Raw genomic sequence first — 18,713 nt, forward strand, 5'->3', positions numbered from 1 at the left:
CCGCTCCGTTCCTGAGGCGCCGTGTTGACCCGTCAGATGGTGGCAGAGTCACCGGTGTTGCTGAGGGCGAGCCGCAAGTGCTCTCTGCCGGTTGACTACACGCTGTTGAGTTGAGAAGGATCTGGCAGGTCTACCGAGATCATCGTGTTCCCGGCGGCGCTGACCGGGCTGCTGACCTTCAGCACCCCGTCGGCGGTACGGATCCGCTCGGCCAGGCCGCGCAGCCCGCTCCCCGGTCCGTCCAGGCGGGCGCCTCCCCGCCCGTTGTCGAGGACGACCAACCGCAGCCGTCCGTCCTTGGCGCGGACGCCGATCGATGCCTGGGTGGCCTCGCTGTGCTTGCCGACGTTCGCCAGCAACTCGGCCGCGGCGAAGTAGAGCATCGTCTCGATCGCTGCCGGTGGCCGTTGGGGAAGGTCCAGGTGGACCTTGGTGGGGACGACCGACCTTGCCGCGAGCGTGGTCAGAGCCGGGCCGAGGCCACCGTCCAGGGCGGGCGGGTGAATTCCGCTGACCAACTCGCGCAGCTCGGCAATGATCTCCTTGGCCTCCTGTCGTGACTGCTGGATCAGGGTGCGGCTCTGGTCGACGTTCCCCTGGTCCAATTGGCGTTCCGCCCGACCGAGCCGCATGCCGAGGGCGACCAACCGGGCCTGCGCGCCGTCGTGCAGGTCCCGCTCGATGCGGCGCAGAGTGGCCGCCGCCTCGTTGATGGCATGAGTCCTGGTCTCCGTGAGCTGGGCCAGTCGCTTCGAGGCGGCGGTCGGCCCGAGCAGACGGGGCATCAGGTACCGGTCGGCAAGCAGTGGTAGGCGGCCGAGCCAGGGGGAGGCAACGAGCATCAGGAGACCCAGCAGTGTCATCACGAGCGCCCTCGGCCAGGTGTCGAAGTAGAAGCCGGCGATCTGGATTCCGAACGAGTGGGCGGTGCCCGCCGAGTCCACTTCGTGCTGCGGCTCCACCTTCCACAGGAGCGGGTAGCAGAGGAAGAGGACGGCGTAGGCCCACCAGGCGAATCCGAGCGTGAACTGGGCCAGGCCCAGGGGGATTCGAATCACCAGGTAGCCGCAGACCCGCCAGGCGGAGGCGTCACCCAGTTGCTGCCCCATCAGGCCGGAGAGGCCGGGCGAGCGCGGGGGACGGGGAGGCGTCGCGATCTTCAGCTGCAGGAGGGATCGGGCCAGCACGCGGTAGAGCGATCCGAGGGCCCGGTCCGCCCGAAGGGCGAGCACCAGCATGGGCAGGAAGAGCAGGCCGGCGGAGAGCAGGCCGAGGACTGCGGTGAGCACCACGGCAGCAAGCCCGAGTACCGCGAGCGGCAGGCTGAGCAGTGAGTAGAACCGCTCACGCCAGGAGCGTGCCGTCAGGTGTTCGCGCAGGATGGGCCCCGGACGCATCCAGCCAGTCCGACTCATCGTGACCTCACACATTCCGCTTCTTGAGAGCCAGGCCTGCAACCGTCAGCAGCACGACGGCCCAGGCCAGGAGTATCAGGAAGCCCTCCGCAGGTGTGTAGACGGAGACGGAGCCGTGACCGCTGCCGAGCATGGCGAGCGCACCCGCCGGCACCGCTCCCGACACGTACTGCCCCGAACTCGGTGTCGAGGGTGGGCGGCCCCGGGAGCTCGGCCTCGCGGCCGGGCCGACCATAGTGGCGCTCACGGACTGCCCCGAGTCGGGTTTCTCCAAGCCGAGCAACTGCCGCATGGTGGTGGACTTAGCGGCGCCATCGGGCCCGAGGAATCCCGTGACCCTTGGCGGTCCGGCCGGCATCTTCGATGGATTCGTCATGGCACTAGCGTGACGATTTCGGGCACCCCACCGCACGGGCGTTGGCACCCGTCTTCGATGCGTACAGGCACCCGTTGGGGGACTCGTGCCAGCACGAGTCGAGCAGTGAGCGAGGCCGGGTGGGCACCGGCCGGCGCAGGCATGGCGACCGACTTCCGCCGTCTTCGACGCTGTTGAGCGAATGCGATCGCGCGTGGTCGAACTTATCGTCATCTCAACGCGGCCAGCTCAGGCAGCACACTCGACTCCACTCGGAGGCAGACCCCATGTCCGTTCAGGAACCGGCCGATCCGGCCGGGCCATCCGCGCCGGTACCCTCCGGCCGGTCCGCCGAGCCGTACCCGGCGTTGGGGGGTGAGGGAGCGCAGAGCGCGCCGCCCCTGTTACCGGGAGCCGGGCGCCCGCCCCTCCCGCCCCCGCCGTCGATACCGCCGAGACCCACCGCTCCACCGACCGTCCCGCCGAGACACACCGCCGCACCGGCCGTCCCGAGCAGCACGGCCACCAGAGTCCCTTCCGGAGCATCCGCTCCTGCGGTCCTGCCGCTCGCCCCGACCGCGACGCCGATCCGCCCCGTGCCGTCCGGACTGTCCACCCCGTCCGGATTGACCGCCCCGCCGGGGCCGTCCGCCCCGCCCGGGCCGACCGGACCGCCCGCCAGGCGTACGCCGCCCGACCGTCCCCCCGGGCCGTCGGGGCTGTCGACCCGCCGCACCGGCCCGGTCCGCCTGGCGCAGCCCGTCGGACCGCCCAACCGCCGCAGCGACGGCCGCCGGACGACCGGTAAGGCCCTGGCGGTGCCTGATTCGCCGCAGCTCGAGCGCCGGCTGCGCCCGCTCTTCCAGGGCCTGGCACCGACCAGTGGCATCGCGGTCGCCGTGATCCACGGTGACGAGCGGACCGTCGCCTGCCGGGGCTTCACCGACGCGGCAGCGCGACGGCCGGTCCGTGCGGACACCAGGTTCGAACTCGGCTCGGTCACCAAGACCTTCACCGCCCTGCTGCTCGCCGAGATGGTGGCGCGCGGCGAGGTCCGGTACGACGATCCGATCGATGCCTACCTGCCGGCGGACTCGATCCCCGGCTACCCGAAGGAGCGGCCGATCACCCTGCTCCACCTGGCCACCCACACCTCCGGTCTGCCCCGACTGCCGGTCGGCCTGCTGCCGAGCGCGATGCCGTACTGGTTCACCCGACCGTGTGCCACCTTCGGCGTCACCCATGTGCTTCGCTCGCTTCCCCGCACGCCCGTGCGGGGAACGCCGGGCACCCAGGTGCGCTACTCCAGCCTCGGCTGCGGTCTGCTCGGGCTGGCGCTGCAGAACGCGGCGGGCAGCCGCTACGAGGATCTGCTCGCCAGCAGGGTGTGCGGGCCGCTCGGGCTGGTCGACACCTCGTGCGGGGCGGGCGGGGAGGCGGGCAGTGGCTACCGGCGGGGCCGACGAGTCCCGTCGTTCCGGATCCCGGCGCTCCCCGGGGCCGCCGCACTGCGGTCCAGCGCCGACGACATGCTGCGCTACCTGCAGGCACTGCTGACCGCGGACAAGTCATGGAACAGCCGCCTCGACGCGTTCCGCATGTCGGGTCAGCCGCCGCTGGAGCCCGACTCCTCGCTGCGGATCGCGCTGAGCGAGGTCAACCGTCCGCGAGTGGCCTGGCGGCTCGCCGGGACGAGGATGTGCCTCGGTTGGAAGCAGCGCCCTGCTGAACCGATCGACGGTCGCGGCCGCACGGGCGAGGAGCGCGGCGGGCCGGAGCACGATGGCTCGGCTCGGGAACTGGTCTTCCACGAAGGCAGCACCCGGGGCTTCCTGGCCTTCGCCGGCTTCAGCCCGAAGACCGGCACCGGGCTGGTCGCTCTGGTCAGCTCGCCCGCCGACCGACGCCGACGGTTCCTGCAGACCGCCTACGAGACCTTCCGCGGCCTCGCGGCGGACCAGTGATCCCGTGCCCTTCGACTGATGGACAGACACCGGAGCCTCCCACGCAGCGCGCGGGAGGCTCCGGTGTCTGTCGGTGGGAACCCGGCTGGATCAGCTCTCGCCGGCGCCGGTCGGCAGCTGGGACTGGATGAGGTTCATGACGGTGGAGTCGGCGAGGGTGGTGGTGTCGCCGACTTCGCGGCCTTCGGCGATGTCGCGCAGCAGGCGGCGCATGATCTTGCCGGAGCGGGTCTTCGGCAGTTCGCTGACGACCTTGATCTGCTTGGGCTTGGCGATCGGGCCCAGGGTCTTGCCGACGTGGTCGCGCAGTTCGGCGATCAACTCGGGGCTGTCGGTGGCGGTGCCGCGCAGGATGACGAAGGCGACGATGGCCTGTCCGGTGGTGGCGTCGGTGGCGCCGACGACGGCGGACTCGGCGACGGCCGGGTGGCCGACGAGGGCGGACTCGACCTCGGTGGTGGAGATGTTGTGGCCGGAGACGAGCATGACGTCGTCGACGCGGCCGAGCAGCCAGATGTCGCCGTCCTCGTCCTTCTTCGCGCCGTCGCCGGCGAAGTAGCGGCCGGGGAAGCGGGACCAGTAGGTGTCGATGTAGCGCTGGTCGTCGCCCCAGATGGTGCGCAGCATGGAGGGCCACGGCTCGGTGAGGACGAGGTAGCCGCCGGAGCCGTTGGGCACCTCGTTGGCTTCGTCGTCGACGACGGTGGCGGCGATGCCGGGCAGGGCGCGTTGGGCGGAGCCGGGCTTGGTGGCGGTGACGCCGGGCAGTGGGCTGATCATCATGGCGCCGGTCTCGGTCTGCCACCAGGTGTCGACGATGGGGGTCTTGTTGGCGCCGATGTGCTCGCGGTACCAGATCCACGCCTCGGGGTTGATCGGCTCCCCGACGGAGCCGAGGATGCGCAGCGAGGACAGGTCGAACTTGGCGGGGATGTCGTCTCCCCACTTCATGAAGGTGCGGATCGCGGTGGGCGCGGTGTAGAGGATGGTGACCTTGTACTTCTGGATGATCTCCCAGAAGCGGCCCTGGTGGGGGGTGTCGGGGGTGCCTTCGTAGATGACCTGGGTGGCGCCGTTGGCGAGGGGGCCGTAGACGATGTAGGAGTGGCCGGTCACCCAGCCGATGTCGGCGGTGCACCAGTAGACGTCGGTCTCGGGCTTGAGGTCGAAGACGGCGTGGTGGGTGTAGGCGGCCTGGGTGAGGTAGCCGCCGGAGGTGTGCAGGATGCCCTTGGGCTTACCGGTGGTGCCGGAGGTGTAGAGGATGAACAGCGGGTGTTCGGCGTCGTGTGCCTGGGGGGTGTGCTCGGTGGACTGGCGGGCGACCGTCTCGTGCCACCACACGTCGCGGCCCTTGGTGAAGGAGATGTCCTGGCCGGTGCGGCGGACCACCAGCACGTGTTCGACCTGGGGGCACTTGGCCAGGGCCTCGTCGATGGCGGGCTTGAGGGCGGTGGGCTTGCCGCGGCGGTGGCCGCCGTCGGCGGTGATGACGAGTTTGGCGTCGGCGTCCTGGATGCGGGAGGCGACGGCGTCGGCGGAGAAGCCGCCGAAGACGACGGAGTGGGCCGCGCCGATGCGGGCGCAGGCGAGCATCGCGACGACGGCCTCGGCGATCATCGGGAGGTAGATCGCCACGCGGTCGCCCTTGGTGACGCCGAGTTCGAGCAGGGCGTTGGCGGCCTGGGAGACCTCGTCCTTGAGCTGGGCGTAGGTGATGGAGCGGCTGTCGCCGGGTTCGCCCTCGAAGTGGATGGCGACGCGGTCGCCGTTGCCGGCCTCGACGTGGCGGTCGACGCAGTTGTACGCGACGTTCAGGGTGCCGTCGGCGAACCACTTGGCGAACGGCGGGTTGGACCAGTCCAGGGTCTGGGTCGGCTCGACGGCCCAGTCGAGGCGGCGGGCCTGCTCGGCCCAGAAGCCGAGGCGGTCCTGGGACGCCTGGGTGTAGGCGTCCGCGGTGACGTTGGCGGCCGCGGCGAGTTCTGCGGGCGGGGCGAAACGCCGCTCCTCCTTGAGCAGGTTGGCCAGGCTCTCGTTGCTCAACGCGCACTCCTAATCGAGTCTGTTCATGGCGCTTTCCCCGCGGAGAGAAGCTCCGATGCTGCGGGAGTCTCCCCGCCTGGGGATTGTCCCGTGTGTCCCAGCGGACAGCTCACCAGGCGAACAGGCCGCTTGACAAGGGGCCTCCAGAAATTGGTATAGACCTTCGATTGGTCAAGTGATCGCTGAAGGGCGCCCGCCTCCCTGTGCTGCCGGGCGCCAGGAGCTCGATGCGCGGGCAGCGCGGCGGGGCGCACGCCGGGCTGCGCGGCGCGGACCTGGGCACATCACTCGATCCTCCTGCGCCGAGCCTTGACGACAGGCACCCCTGGTACTCCACTGGAGCTACCAGCTCGACGGGGGCGCCGAGGGACTGCCGCGGTGTTCCGAGTCGTCAGTCCATCGCGCGTGATGTGTGATTGCACCGCCGCGGCAGGGTCTGCGCGCCGGCCATGGATCTCGCGACAGGTGGGATGTCCATGCTGGCGTGGCACTGTCGTGGAGTTGAGCCCATGTCGGAATCTCCTGCCATCACTTCGGAATCCCCTACCGCAACCGCCCCGCCGCCGAGGCCCGGTGACTTCGCCGTCGTCCATATGAACGGCGGCGTCGGCCGCCTGATCCGGATCGGTCAATGGCTCAACGGGGACGGATATGCCGACTACGAGCACGCCTTCATCCTGGTCGGCGACGGCGAGGTGGTCGAGGCCGAACCGGGCGGCGCCCGACAGGCTCCGCTCGCCGAGTACGACGGTCGCCCGATCCGCTGGTCCAGCTCGTATATCCAACTGACGAACGATCAGCGAGCCGCGATCGTCGCAGCAGCGCGAGGCTACCTCCGAGTTCCGTACAGCTTCCTCGACTACGCGGCGCTTGCGACGCGCCGCTTCCGGGTGCCCGGCAACTCCCTGCTCAAGGGGTACGTCGCTGACACTCGGCACCAGATCTGCTCGCAGCTGGTGGACCAGTGCTACCGGGACGCCGGCGTCAACCTCTTCGCGGACGGGCGCTGGCCCGGCTATGTGACGCCGGCAGACCTCGACAGCCTGCTGCGATAGCTGGCGCGGTGCCGGCTGTGCCGTGGAGGCCGGGTGTGCGCACTGGGGTCGGCGCGCACCGGAGCCGGTCCGTTCCCTTGACATGTCCAGAGGCGGGCGACACCATCCTGATCTCGGGTTAGGAAACCTAACTAACCCATGATCTGAAAGGTTGCCCATGGACAAGCGGCTCCGCTCTGGCGTGCTCGTCATCGCCGCCCTGCCGATCGCCCTCACCCTCACCGCCCACCCCGCCCAGGCGGCGAGCACCTTCCCGGCTCACTACACCGCCCCGTACCTGCAGATCAGTGGCGCGGACGCCGGTGACCTCGCAGCCGACCGCAAGGCGAGCGGAGTGCGGTACTACACGCTCGCCTTCCTCACTCCGAAGTCCGGCTGCACCCCGATGTGGGAGGACGGCAACGAGGCGCTCGGGGCTTTCACCCCGCAGGTCAGCGCCCTCAAGGCGGCCGGTGGCGACGTCATCATCTCCTTCGGCGGCGAGGCGGGCGGCGAACTGGCCCAGACCTGCACCTCGGTCGCGAACCTCACCGCCGCCTACGCCAACGTGGTCAAGACCTACGGAGTGACCCGCCTCGACTTCGACATCGAAGGCGGCGTCCTGGACGACACCGCGGCCAACTCCCGTCGTGACCAGGCGCTCGCTGCCCTCCAGAAGGCCAACCCCGCGGTGCAGGTCGACTTCACCGTGCCGGTCGACCCGACCGGCCTGGAGAGCAACGCCCTCAATCTCCTCAAGGACGCGAAGAGCAAGGGCGTCAAGGTCAACCTGGTCGACATCATGACCATGGACTTCGGCAACGGTCAGAACGCCCTGAAGGACGCGGAGTCCGCCGCCGAGGCCACCCACGGGCAGCTGGCGCCGATCTACGGCGGCAGTTCGGCCCAGCTCTGGGGCAAGTTGGGCCTGACCCCGATCGCCGGTCGCAACGACGACAACGAGAACTTCACCCAGGCCAATGCCGCCACTCTGGAGAGCTACGCCGCCGCCCGGGGGATCCAGGAACTCGCCTTCTGGGAGGTCGACGGCTACGACAGGGCGACGGGCTACGCCTACTCGAAGATCTTCAACAAGATCACCGGCTGATCGGGGTCCCGGGCCCGAAGGCCGCCTTCGATCAGGCCGCGCTTGCGATCTCCCGCGAGGCGGCGACCGCACCGAACCGGCCGGTGTCCTGGTCGAGGACGTAGGTCTGCGCGGTCGCGAAGTCGAAGTACATCCCGACCAGGCGGAGTTCGCCGGCCTGCACCCGACGCTCGACGGCAGGGTTGGCCATCAACTGATCGAGTTGCTGCACCACGTTGGTGATGCACAGTTGCTCCACCCGGTCGGCGACCGGTCGGTCCGTGAACTCGGCGGGCACCCGGGCCAGGCGGGCCAGTGATCCGCGCCCGTTGCGCAACCAGCGGGCCAGCGGGGTCGGCCGCCCGGGCCGCTCGTGGACGCCGTCCAGCAGGGCCTGCATGGCCCCGCATCCGGAGTGGCCGCAGATCGTGATGCTGCGGACCTCCAGCACCTCGACGGCGTACTGCACGGCGGCCGCCACGGAGTCGTCGGCGGCACCCGGTTCGTGCGGTGCGGGGACCAGGTTGCCGACGTTGCGGACGGTGAACAGGTCACCGGGCCCGCTGCTGGTGATCATGCTGGTGACCAGTCGGGAGTCGGCGCAGGTCAGGAAGAGCTGGGAGGGCGTCTGACCCTCACGGGCCAGTCGTGCCAACTCCGGACGGACCAGCGGGGCGGTGTGCTCCTGGAAGCCGCGCACCCCGTCCAGCAACCGCCCGTGCGGGTCGTCCTGCTGGTCGATGCAGTGGTGGCCCACCCAGGGCGTCCATGCCCGGCAGCGGTGCGGCCCGGGGGTACTGCCAAGGCGCACGGTGCCGTCGGGGTCCAGCACTTCCTCCTGCTGATGGTTGGTCAGCAGTGCGACCCGGCCGCCACGGGCGATGTGTCCGGCCCGCCAGGAGTGCAGAGCCTCGTAGGCGGCGTGGTCCAGGAAGGCGCCGTCGTGGCAGACCGTCACCGGTGCCCCGGCCGGGATCGAGGTGAGGGCTCGGGTCAGGCGAGGAACCGATACGAAGGTCAGCGGCCCGTGGGTGCGGACCTCGAAGGAGCCGTCCGTCGTCCTGGCCACGTCGACGTGGGCCCGGGTGAGGCGGTAGAGGGCGAGCAGCGTGGCCGTGGCCGCGCCGGCAACCACCCCGAGCGGGACGCCGAGCACCACGACGCCCACCACGGTGGCGAGGTAGACGGTGAACTCGCGGTGCCGGTGGACCCGCCTGATGTGAGCGAAGCTCACCATCTGGATTCCCACCACCATCACCAGCGCGGCGAGAGCAGCCAGCGGGATCCGGCGCAGTCCGCCGGTGAGGGCGACGGCGGCGAGCAGCACCCAGGTACCGTGCAGCACGGCGGCCCATCGGCTGCGGGCCCCGGCCTGGACGTTGGCCGAGCTGCGAACTGCCCCACCGGCCACCGGCAAGCCTCCCAGCGCGCCGGCGACCAGGTTGGCGAAGCCCTGTCCACGCAGCTCACGGTTGAGGTCCCCCGCGCCACCGCTGAGCCGGTCGACGGCGACCGCGCAGAGCAGGGACTCGACGCTCGCGACCACGGTGACGGTCCCGACCGCACCGAGCAGACCCGGCAGTGAGCCGTGCGGCACGGTGGCCAGGCCGTGCTCGCTCCAACTGGGAAGCTCCACCCGGGCCAGCTCGAAGTCGCCCACGATCGCGAGAGCCGTGCCGGCGGCCACGGCGACCAGGGCGGCCGGTACCCGGCCGAGCAGCGAGCCGAGCAGCCCGGCCCGGCCGGGAAGCAGCTGGAGCCTCGGCCAGCCGTAGAGCAGGGCGACGGCGAGCAGACCGACTGCGAGCGCCGGCAGGTGCGGGCCAGCGAGCTGGGCCGGCAGGGCGGAGAGGTTGGCCAGCGCCGAACTCTGCGGCGCGCCGCCCAGGACCACGTGCAGTTGGGCGATCGCGATGGTCAGCCCGACGCCGGCCAGCATGCCGTGCACCACGGCGGGGGAGACGGCCAGCGCGGAGCGCGCCACCCGCAGGCTGCCGAGCAGGAGTTGGAGCAGGCCGGCCGCGATGGTGATCCCGCAGGTCGCCTGCCAGCCGTATCGGGCGATCAGCCCCGCCGTGATCACGGTGAGCGCGGCGGACGGGCCGCTCACCTGGAGCGGGCTGCCGCCGAGCAGCCCGGCGGTGATCCCGCCCGCGGCCGCCGCGACGAGACCGGCCGTCAGGGGTGCTCCGGTGGCCAGCGCGATCCCGAGCGAGAACGGCACGGCGATCAGGAAGACCACCAGCGATGCGGTCAGATCCTGCGCCGCCGGCGCGCGAAACCTCGGGCCGGCGGTGCCCGGGGGCTCCGGCGGGGCATGGCTGTCCGGGGTGACGTCGATGGGGGGAGGGGCGGCAGGCGTGTGAAGAGTCATGGCTTCCCGTCTTTCCGGGGGAACGAACGCAGTCAAGTCCGCTGGCGGAGCTGGGGGTCGGATCGGCTGTCGTAGTCGCGACGGTGGGGCGGGATGGTGTGGCGCCGCGCCGACGGGCGGGGCGAGCTCACGGACCATCAGTCTCATCGGGTCTCGGTGCTCAAGCCCGGCCGTAGCTTCGATGCATCAAGACTTGGTAAACGGTGAGTAATGGAAGCTTTGCATAGCGTAAGTGTGTGCGGGAGTCCTGGGGCTCAGATTCACTCCTGCGGGTGGCGTGCGGGACCAGCGGAGCGCCGTCGGTGGACGACCGAGGGGCCGGCGCCCGCATCCGGATGGATACGGGCGCCGGCCCCTCGCTGGGCCGAACTCGGCTGGCGGTGCTCGGCAGACGCTCCTGCTCGCTCGGGCCCCGGGTCAGACCCGAGCGGCGGCCTCGTCGTGCACCTCGCTCGCGGCGGCCTCGCTCGGCGGCGCCGCGTGCAGGACGAAGGAGGGGTCGACCTGGGTCGCCAGGTCGGTGCCGGCCTTGGCGTTCCCCCAGCTCTCGGCATTGCGAAGGTGGAAGTGCACGGCCTGCTGGGTGTACTTGTGGGCATCCCGGGCGTCGTACGCGGCATCCACCTGGTCGCGCAGCCGCTCCAGTACCGCCCGGTTCTCCGGCTCGAGCGCGTTGAGGGCGGGCTCGGCGCCCTGCTCCAAGCGGCGGACCCACTCCGAGTGGCCGAATGCGGCCAGCAGGTCCTCGCCCACCTCGCGGCGCAGGAAGGCCAGATCCTCGGCTCCCTGGACCTTGTTGCCGACGACCTTGAGCCTGACGCCGAAGTCCCGCGCGTACTCCTTGTACTGGCGGTAGACGGAGACCCCCTTCCGGGTGGGCTCGGCCACCAGGAAGGTGAGGTCGAAGCGGGTGAACAGGCCCGAGGCGAAGGAGTCCGAGCCTGCCGTCATGTCGGTGACCACGTACTCGTCCGGGCCGTCCACCAGATGGTTGAGCAGCAACTCCACCGCGCCGACCTTGGAGTGGTAGCAGGCGACGCCGAGATCCTCCTCGGTGAAGGTGCCGGTGACGAGCAGTCGCACCGAGTCCTCGTCGAGTGCCACCGGCCGCGCACAGGCCGCGTAGACCGGATTCTCCTCCACGATCCGCAGCAGCCGGGATCCGTGGCCGGGTGGCGTGGTCTTGATCATCGCCTCCGCGGAGGCGATCCGCGGGTTGCTGCCGCGCAGGTACTCCTTGATCTCCGGGAGGTGGGCGCCGAGCGAGGGCAGCCGGGCGGCCTGATCGTCGCTCAGACCGAGGGCGGGGCCGAGGTGCTGGTTGATGTCGGCGTCCACCGCGATGACCGGGCGGCCGGTGGCTGCCAGATGGCGGATGAACAGTGCCGACAGTGTGGTCTTCCCACTGCCGCCCTTGCCGACGAAGGCGATCTTCATCTGGACTCCCCGGCTTCGCGCCGTCGAACGCCGTACGGGCTTCGGCGGACTTTTTGATAATCGTTATCGTCTCCGATAGTGGTCATGGTAGTCGGGGTTTAGTGCTCTTCGCCCAAGGGAAGCAAGGATTGCCTCGAACGGGTGATGCCGGGGCTGCTGTGCGGGGCGGGGCGGCGGAGTCGTTACTCTCGGGTAGGTGAGCACTGGAACTGATCCGCTGGCCCCGCTTGCCGAGCTGCCCGGGGTGTCCGAGTCCGTCGCCGAGGTCCGCAAGGCCGTCGATCGGCTCTACGGCCACCGCGTGATGCGCCGCCGGGCACCGGAGGTCACCTCGGAGGCGGCGATCCGTGGCGCCCGGGCCTCGGCCGCGCTGGCCGGCGCCGACTGGCCGTTGGAAGAGGTGCGTCGGCGCAGTGACTTCAGCGCGGGGGAGCAGGAGCGCACGGTCGGTGGGGCGCTGCGGATTTCGGCCGAGGCCGGACAGCTGCTGAGCGTCTGGCGGACCTCCCCGTTGCAGGTCCTGGCCCGTCTGCATCTACTGGCCGCCGGCGATGCCGCCGTCGCCGCCGGGCGCCCCCGGCAGGGCGCGGAGCCCGCCGCGGAGCTCTTCCCGTTGGAGCTGGCACCGGCCGAGGGGGTGGCCGCTCCGGTCGACAGCAAGGGACACCAGCACCAGCACCCGCAGCCGGGCGCGTCGGCGGCTCTGTCCGCCGCCCCGCCCGCCGCCGAGGCCGCGGCCCGCCTGGACCAGCTCGCGCAGCTGCTGGCGGCCCGGACGGCAGGCGCGACGAGCGGCGTTCCGGCCCTGGTGGTCGCGTCGGTGGTGCACGGTGAGCTGTTGGCGCTGAGGCCCTTCGGGACGCACAACGGACTGGTTGCCCGGGCGGCGCAGCGGATCGTGCTGATCGCCGAAGGGCTCGACCCGAAGGCGATCTGCCCGGCCGAGGTGGGCCTGGTCGAGCTCGGGACGGCGGCGTACCGCGACGCACTGGCCGGCTACGTGTCCGGAACGCCGGACGGGCTCGCGCGGTGGATCACCCACTGCGGACTGGCCCTGCGACTCGGCGTGCGCGAGAGCACCGCGGTGTGCGAGGCGATGCAGCGCGGGATGGTCTGAGCCGAGGGAGTCGCGGGACGGGCCCGGGCGCAGGGAACGATGCGGCCGGGGCGGAGGGCAGCGCCGGGCGCAGAGCTGCGGCGACATCCTGACTGCTGATGTCGCCGCTGGTACAGCCCTCCAGGTGACCATGCGTGCACCGGATGTGCCCATCAGGCGGGGATCCTGCCCGTTCGCCTGGTGCGGCGGCCCGTATCGCGGGTCGGCTGCACGTGGGTGCTCGGAGGTTGTACGCGGTCCGTGGGGCCTGAACTGCGGTGTCGGTCTGACCTCTTCGGGTCCTTCCGGGTCTCGCGGGCCGTGAGTCCTTTGTATCTCGGATCCAGGGCAAACGGAACTCGAATGGCGAACTCTTTACCTTTTGTCCGTTTTCCTAGCCTCTTGTGCGCCTTCCTCCTGGCTCACTGCCGACGGTGTGCCAGGTGTCGCCTCAGGCTGTCGGGCGCCGCCGCTTGGCCAGGTGCCAGACCAGCCCGGCGGTGAGGCAGGCGGTCCCGATGGCCACGGCGGCCAGCACCGTGCTGCTGGGAGCCTTGAACTCGGGCAGCCGGCGGTGCAGTTCGATCGGCCGGTCGAACACCAGAATCGGCCAGTCGCGTGCCACGGCCTCCTTGCGCAGCCCGCGGTCGGGGTTGACAGCCGACGGACGCCCGACCGCCTCCAGGAGCGGCAGGTCGGTGACGGAGTCGCTGTAGGCGTAACAGTCGGCCAACTGGTAACCCTCACGCGCAGCCAGTTCGCGGATCGCGGCCGCCTTGTTCTCCGCGTAGGCGTAGTACTCGATGTCGCCGGTGTAGCAGCCGTCCTCGATCTTCAGCCGGGTGGCGATCACATGGTCGGCTCCCAGCAGGGCACCGATCGGCTCGACCACCTCGGCACCCGAACTGCTGACAATCACCACGTCGCGCCCGGCGGCATGGTGCTGCTCGATCAGTGAGGCGGCCTCCTCGTAGATCAGCGGGTCGATCAGTCCGTGCAAGGTCTCGGCGACGATCTCGCGCACCTGCTGCACGTTCCAGCCCCGGGTCAGTGCGGAGAGGTACTCGCGCATCTTCTCCATCTGGTCGTGGTCGGCCCCGCCCACCAGGAAGACGAACTGCGCGTACGCGCTCTTGAGCACGGCTCGACGGTTGATCAGACCGCCTTGGTAGAAGGGCCGGCTGAAGGCCAGGGCACTCGACTTCGCGATGATCGTCTTGTCGAGGTCGAAGAAGGCGGCGGTGCGGGGCGGTCCGACATGCGGGTGTTCGCGCTCGGGGCGGGCTTCCAGGTCGGGCCGGGCGGAAGCCTCCGGACTCGTCGGAGCGGCGGTCGTCGGCAGCCCCGGGAGCTGGTCGGCGGGTGGCGCCGTAGCCGTGAGCGGGACAATCGTGCTGTCGCTCGGAGCGGCATTCGGAGCGCTCTCCGGCCCGGAGTTCTCGGCACCGTCGGCGATGTCGGCGTTCTCGGTGGTGTCCACAGGAACCGAGGATAGATGGCGGTCCCAACGAGGCCGCCATTCGGTGGACCCAAGGGCGTGCTGGTTTGTGTTTCTGGCCGCTCGGGTACACCATGGAAGTCACGGATCGTTCGCGACCGTGCTAACCCGGTCCGGCTCCTCCCCCCCGAGTCGGACCGTGGATAGACGACCCCCGCTCTCCCCCCCGGCGGGGGTCGTCGCATGTCCGGGCCCGTTTTCAGCGGCCCCGGGGTGAGACCCAAGGGGTGCCCGAGGGGGCTGGGGGTGGCGTTCAGGACGGGATCAGCGGGAGTGGCATATGCCTCCCATTGTCACTCTGAGTAGTTGTTTGAGCTTGGCTCGGGGACTCCCTGAGAAGAACGTCAATTTACTGAGGACAACTCCCCACAAGGGTGAACTGCGTCCGTCCGAGTGAGTTCGGATATCCACATCCCCGGGGTTATCCACAGAGATTCAACGGGCGGCTGACTGATTCGGAACAGAGCGGCACTGTGATGGCCAAGCAACCGGATCGATGCCTGACCGACGGACCGTCAGTCGGGCATCCCGCACCGGGGAGGCAGCAGTGCCGACACCCATCCTCAACCAGCCCGGGACCACGTCCGTCGAGCCCGCGCCGACCGGGCCGCTCATCCTCACGCAGGACGAGGCGCTCGCGGAACACCTGCTGAGACTCTGCGCCGCTGTCGGCACCGAGCCACAGCTGCTCACCGAGTCACCCCCGCCACGCCAACTCTGGGAGACCGCCCCGCTGGTGCTGCTCGGCGACGACCAGTACGAGCGCTGCACCGGGCTGTCCCGGCGGACCGGAGTGGTCCTGCTGGGCCTCGATCCCGACGACTGCGAAACCTGGGTGCGCGGTGTCCAACTGGGCGCCGAGCAGGTGCTGTTCCTGCCCGATGCCCAGGCCTGGTTGCTGGACCGCCTCGCCGACGCGATGGAGGGCGCGGTCGCCCCGGCGCTGACCGTTGCCGTGGTCGGCGGGCGCGGTGGCGCCGGAGCCTCCACCCTGGCCTGCGCCTTGGCCGTCACGGCCGCCCGAGCCGGCCACCGAACGACGCTGATCGACGGTGATCCGATGGGCGGTGGGGTGGACGTCCTGTTCGGCGGCGAGGGCGCCGACGGGCTGCGCTGGCCGGAACTGGTCGGCGCCAGAGGTCGGGTCAACAGCACCGAACTGGCCCAGGCACTGCCGCAGTTGTACGGGATCACCGTCCTGTCCTGGGACCGCGGCGAGACCCGGGCCGTGCCACCGGAGGCGATGCGCAGCGTACTGGTGGCGGCCAGGCGCCGCGGCGGGCTGGTCGTGCTCGACCTGCCGCGCCAGCTGGAGCCCTCCGCTTCCGAGGCGTTGGAGCAGACCGACACCGGCCTGCTGTTGATCCCTTCCGAGCTGCGCTCGGTGGCGGCGGCCGGGCGGGTCGCCGCAGCCGTCGGGATACACCTGTCCGATCTGCGTGCCGTGGTCCGACGGCCCGGGCCGGTGGGCCTGCGGAGCCGGGAGATCGCCCGCGGACTCGGCCTCCCACTCGCCGGCGAGATCCCGCACGAGACCGGCCTGACCGTCGACGTCGAGCACGGCCGACCACCAGGACACCGAGGACGCGGACCACTCGCCCGCTTCTGCACCGCCTACCTCGACGAAGTCCTGCCCAACACCGAAGGAGGAACGGCCTGATGACTGCTGCGACCTCATCCACCGGACACCCGGGGCACCGACACGCTCCGCGGGCCCGCGGGCCCGAGCGGACCAAGGCCCGCCCGGCACTCACGGCCCTGCGCCGCCGGCCCGGCAGCACCGCCGCGTCCGGGGCGGCCCCGGAGCGCGCGACCGCGCTGCTCGACGCGGTCCGCCTGCGACTGGCCGAGGCGGGCGTCGCACCGACCACGACCGAGGTCGCGGCTGCCGTCCGGGCCGCCCGACCGCCGCTCGGCGGTGACGACGTGCTGGACGCCGTCCGGACCCTGCAGTCGGAGCTGGTCGGTGCCGGTCCGCTGGACCAGCTGCTCGCCGCCCCGGATGTGACGGACGTGCTGGTCAACGGTCCTACCGAAGTCTGGGTCGACCGTGGCAACGGACTGCGCCGGGAACCCGCGATCGGCTTCCCGGACGCCGAGGCGGTACGCCATCTCGCGCACCGCCTGGCAGCCGCGGCGGGTCGCCGACTGGACGACGCCCGACCCTGGGTCGATGCCCGGCTCCCGGACGGGACCAGGCTGCACGCCGTGCTCCCGCCCATCGCGACCGACTGCACCCACATCTCACTCCGGGTCTGCCGCCCCCAGCCGTTCACGCTGGGCGAGTTGGTGGCGGCCGGGGCGCTCCCGCCGGTCGGCGCCGAACTGCTGCGCGGGATCCTCCGGGCCAGGCTGTCGCTGCTGATCAGCGGCGGCACCGGCACCGGCAAGACCACCCTGCTGGCCGCGCTGCTCGGCCTGGTCGGTCGCAGCGAGCGGATCGTCGTCGCGGAGGACTCCGCCGAGCTGCGTCCGGACCACCCGCATGTGGTGCGGTTGCAGAGCCGACCGCCCAATCAGGAGGGGATCGGCGAGCTGACCCTGCGAGACCTGGTCCGGCAGGCGCTGCGGATGCGGCCGGACCGGCTGGTCGTGGGAGAGGTGCGCGGCGTCGAGGTGCTCGACCTGCTGGCCGCCCTCAACACGGGCCACGAGGGCGGCTGCGGCACGGTGCACGCGAATGCCGCAACGGACGTACCGGTGCGGCTCGAGGCGCTCGGGTCGATGGCGGGCCTGGACCGGCTCGCGCTGCACAGCCAGTTGCGAGCGGCACTTGAGCTGGTGATCCATCTCGTCCGCGACCAGCGGACCGGTCGACGCCGGGTGGCGGAGGTGCACACCCTGCTCGGCGACGCCGCAGGCCTCGCGGTCACCGTGCCCGCCGTGCTCTTCGGGGCGGACGGGTCGGTGACCCGTGGGCCGGGCTGGGAACGGCTGGTGAAGCTCTGCGCGGCGCGCGGAGTGGCGTTGGACCGGGGGACTCGATGAGTGGGCGGGCGACGCAGTTGGCGCTGGTCATCCTGCTCTGCGTGGGCGCGGTTGCGGGGTGGACCGAGCTGAACCGTTCTGGGCGGGCACGGCGGCGCGTTGCAGGGGTGCTGGTCCGGCCGACCGGTGTCGGAGTGACGACCCTGATCGGTGTCCGGCGCATCCGTCGATCGCTCGCTCGGCAACAGCCGCGCTGGCTGGTCCGCGAGCTCCTCCTGCTGCCCGTCGGGGTGCTGGCCGGGTGTGTGGTGCACTCGCCGGTGCCTGCGGCAGCCGCGATCCTGCTGGTCTTCCCCAGCTGTCGATGGCGCGCGCGGCGCAGGGCGGTCCGTGAGGAGCGCGCTCGCGCTGCGGCGGTCATCGAGCTGTGTGCCGCGCTCGCCGGCGAGTTGCGCAGCGGCGCGACACCGGAGCAGGCCCTGCGCACGGTCACCGGCCCCGGCCGTGCCACCGCAGGGCTGGTTCGGCGCCTCGGCGCCGAAGCGGTCGCTCGGCTGGTGGCCGGCCGCTACGGCGCGGATGTGCCCGCTGCGCTGCGTTGGTTGGCGTCGCTGCCCGGCGGTGGCGGGGCCAGCGCGATCGCTGCCTGCTGGCAGGTGACAACGGACAGCGGAACCGGTCTCGCCGCGGCCCTTGACCAGGTGGCGGAGGCGCTGCGAGCCGACCGGGCGCTCCAGGAGGAGATCCAGAGCGAACTCGCCGGGCCGAGGACCACGGCCGGCATGCTCGCCGCCCTGCCCTTGTTCGGGCTGCTCCTCGGCTCCTCGCTGGGTGCGGAGCCGGTGCGGATCCTGCTTCGCACTCCGCTGGGGCTGGGGTGTCTGGCCGCCGGAGTGCTCCTGGAGACGGCAGGCCTGCTGTGGACCGCTCGGATCGTTCGTCAGGCGCTTGCCGATCTGGGCGTCCGAGCCGGTAGCGGCACCCGGGCGACTACTCGGGCGAGCGCCGCTACCGGCGGCGGGGCCACGGCCGGGGCGAGGAACGGGCAGCAACAGCTGCGACCGCGTCATCGTGAGGCTCAGCGGCGCGGGCCCTGCAGGGCCGGAGCGAACACAGGACCGCGGGCGCTGGGAGCCTGGCGGACGCGGCCACGGCCTGCCGCAGGACGTCGGCGCTCCAGGACCGGCCTGCGGCACCGCGCGTGCAGCACTCAGACCGGTTCCCGGACTCGCTACGGGCTGGCGGGCGGCGCTGCGGAGGTGCTCTGGTGAGTGGGTACCTCGGTGGTTACGCGACGGTGCAGTCTCCGGCGTTGGGGTCACTGCTGCTCCTCACGGTGGGCTTCATCCTGACGGTTGGCCTGGTGCCGCTGGCCACGCACCGACGGCGCCGGCGAGCGTGTCGACGGCGGCTGGCGCGCTGGGACCTGTCGTCCTGGCCGTTGTCGAGCGGCCGGTCGGGGCAACCCGGCGAGTCCGC

Annotated in this window: 12 protein-coding genes; 7 read left to right on the forward strand and 5 right to left on the reverse strand. The window is 71.2% G+C overall.

The window, feature by feature from the left end:
- Positions 1-95 precede the first annotated feature (95 nt).
- A complete protein-coding gene (locus tag BR98_RS24605) occupies positions 96-1,397 on the reverse strand; it encodes a sensor histidine kinase (RefSeq protein WP_035847598.1) in 1,302 nt (433 codons plus the stop codon).
- Between the two features lie 1,191 nt (positions 1,398-2,588).
- Between BR98_RS24605 and BR98_RS24615 the strand changes: the two genes are divergently transcribed.
- Entirely contained in the window at positions 2,589-3,734 is a 1,146-nt protein-coding gene (locus BR98_RS24615) for a serine hydrolase domain-containing protein (protein WP_051970169.1), read from the forward strand.
- Positions 3,735-3,824: 90 nt separating this feature from the next.
- On the opposite strand, the gene acs is transcribed toward BR98_RS24615, so the two are convergent.
- Positions 3,825-5,780: an acetate--CoA ligase gene (gene acs, locus BR98_RS24620; RefSeq protein WP_035847603.1), complete on the reverse strand. Its 1,956-nt coding sequence runs from the start codon at positions 5,778-5,780 to the stop codon at positions 3,825-3,827.
- A gap of 509 nt (positions 5,781-6,289) precedes the next feature.
- On the opposite strand from acs, the gene BR98_RS24625 reads away from it, so the two are divergent.
- Positions 6,290-6,835, forward strand: coding sequence for a C40 family peptidase (locus tag BR98_RS24625; RefSeq protein ID WP_051970170.1), 546 nt, complete (start codon positions 6,290-6,292; stop codon positions 6,833-6,835).
- A 157-nt stretch (positions 6,836-6,992) separates the two neighbouring features.
- The gene (locus tag BR98_RS24630) at positions 6,993-7,922 is read left to right on the forward strand and encodes a chitinase (protein WP_035853769.1); all 930 of its coding nucleotides are present in this window, start codon (positions 6,993-6,995) and stop codon (positions 7,920-7,922) included.
- A 31-nt stretch (positions 7,923-7,953) separates the two neighbouring features.
- On the opposite strand, the gene BR98_RS24635 is transcribed toward BR98_RS24630, so the two are convergent.
- Together BR98_RS24635 and BR98_RS24640 are read right to left on the reverse strand one after the other, a co-directional pair.
- Positions 7,954-10,275 (reverse strand): SulP family inorganic anion transporter, encoded by a 2,322-nt coding sequence (locus tag BR98_RS24635; protein ID WP_035847606.1) that lies wholly within the window; start codon positions 10,273-10,275, stop codon positions 7,954-7,956.
- 417 nt (positions 10,276-10,692) lie between these two features.
- On the reverse strand, positions 10,693-11,712 hold the full coding sequence (locus BR98_RS24640) for an ATP-binding protein (protein ID WP_035847607.1): 1,020 nt from the start codon (positions 11,710-11,712) through the stop codon (positions 10,693-10,695).
- Positions 11,713-11,908: 196 nt separating this feature from the next.
- On the opposite strand from BR98_RS24640, the gene BR98_RS24645 reads away from it, so the two are divergent.
- Positions 11,909-12,829 carry a Fic family protein gene (locus tag BR98_RS24645; RefSeq protein WP_035847609.1) on the forward strand — a complete coding sequence of 307 codons (921 nt, stop codon included), beginning with the start codon at positions 11,909-11,911 and terminating at the stop codon, positions 12,827-12,829.
- Between the two features lie 430 nt (positions 12,830-13,259).
- Here the strand turns inward: BR98_RS24645 and BR98_RS24650 are convergent, their stop codons facing one another.
- Positions 13,260-14,099 carry an HAD family hydrolase gene (locus BR98_RS24650; protein ID WP_035853772.1) on the reverse strand — a complete coding sequence of 280 codons (840 nt, stop codon included), beginning with the start codon at positions 14,097-14,099 and terminating at the stop codon, positions 13,260-13,262.
- Positions 14,100-14,853: 754 nt separating this feature from the next.
- Here BR98_RS24650 and ssd point away from each other — a divergent pair.
- From ssd to BR98_RS42105, 3 genes are all read left to right on the forward strand, one after another.
- Positions 14,854-15,966: a septum site-determining protein Ssd gene (gene ssd / locus BR98_RS24655; protein ID WP_232247522.1), complete on the forward strand. Its 1,113-nt coding sequence runs from the start codon at positions 14,854-14,856 to the stop codon at positions 15,964-15,966.
- Positions 15,966-17,294, forward strand: a complete 1,329-nt coding sequence (locus BR98_RS24660) for a TadA family conjugal transfer-associated ATPase (protein ID WP_083976940.1) — start codon at positions 15,966-15,968, stop codon at positions 17,292-17,294. The genes ssd and BR98_RS24660 overlap by 1 nt, the downstream gene beginning before the upstream one ends.
- 134 nt (positions 17,295-17,428) lie before the next feature.
- Positions 17,429-18,505, forward strand: a complete 1,077-nt coding sequence (locus tag BR98_RS42105) for a type II secretion system F family protein (RefSeq protein ID WP_267886091.1) — start codon at positions 17,429-17,431, stop codon at positions 18,503-18,505.
- Positions 18,506-18,713 lie beyond the last annotated feature (208 nt).

This window comes from Kitasatospora azatica KCTC 9699 (genome assembly GCF_000744785.1).
In the GTDB taxonomy this organism is placed as follows: Bacteria; Actinomycetota; Actinomycetes; order Streptomycetales; family Streptomycetaceae; genus Kitasatospora; species Kitasatospora azatica.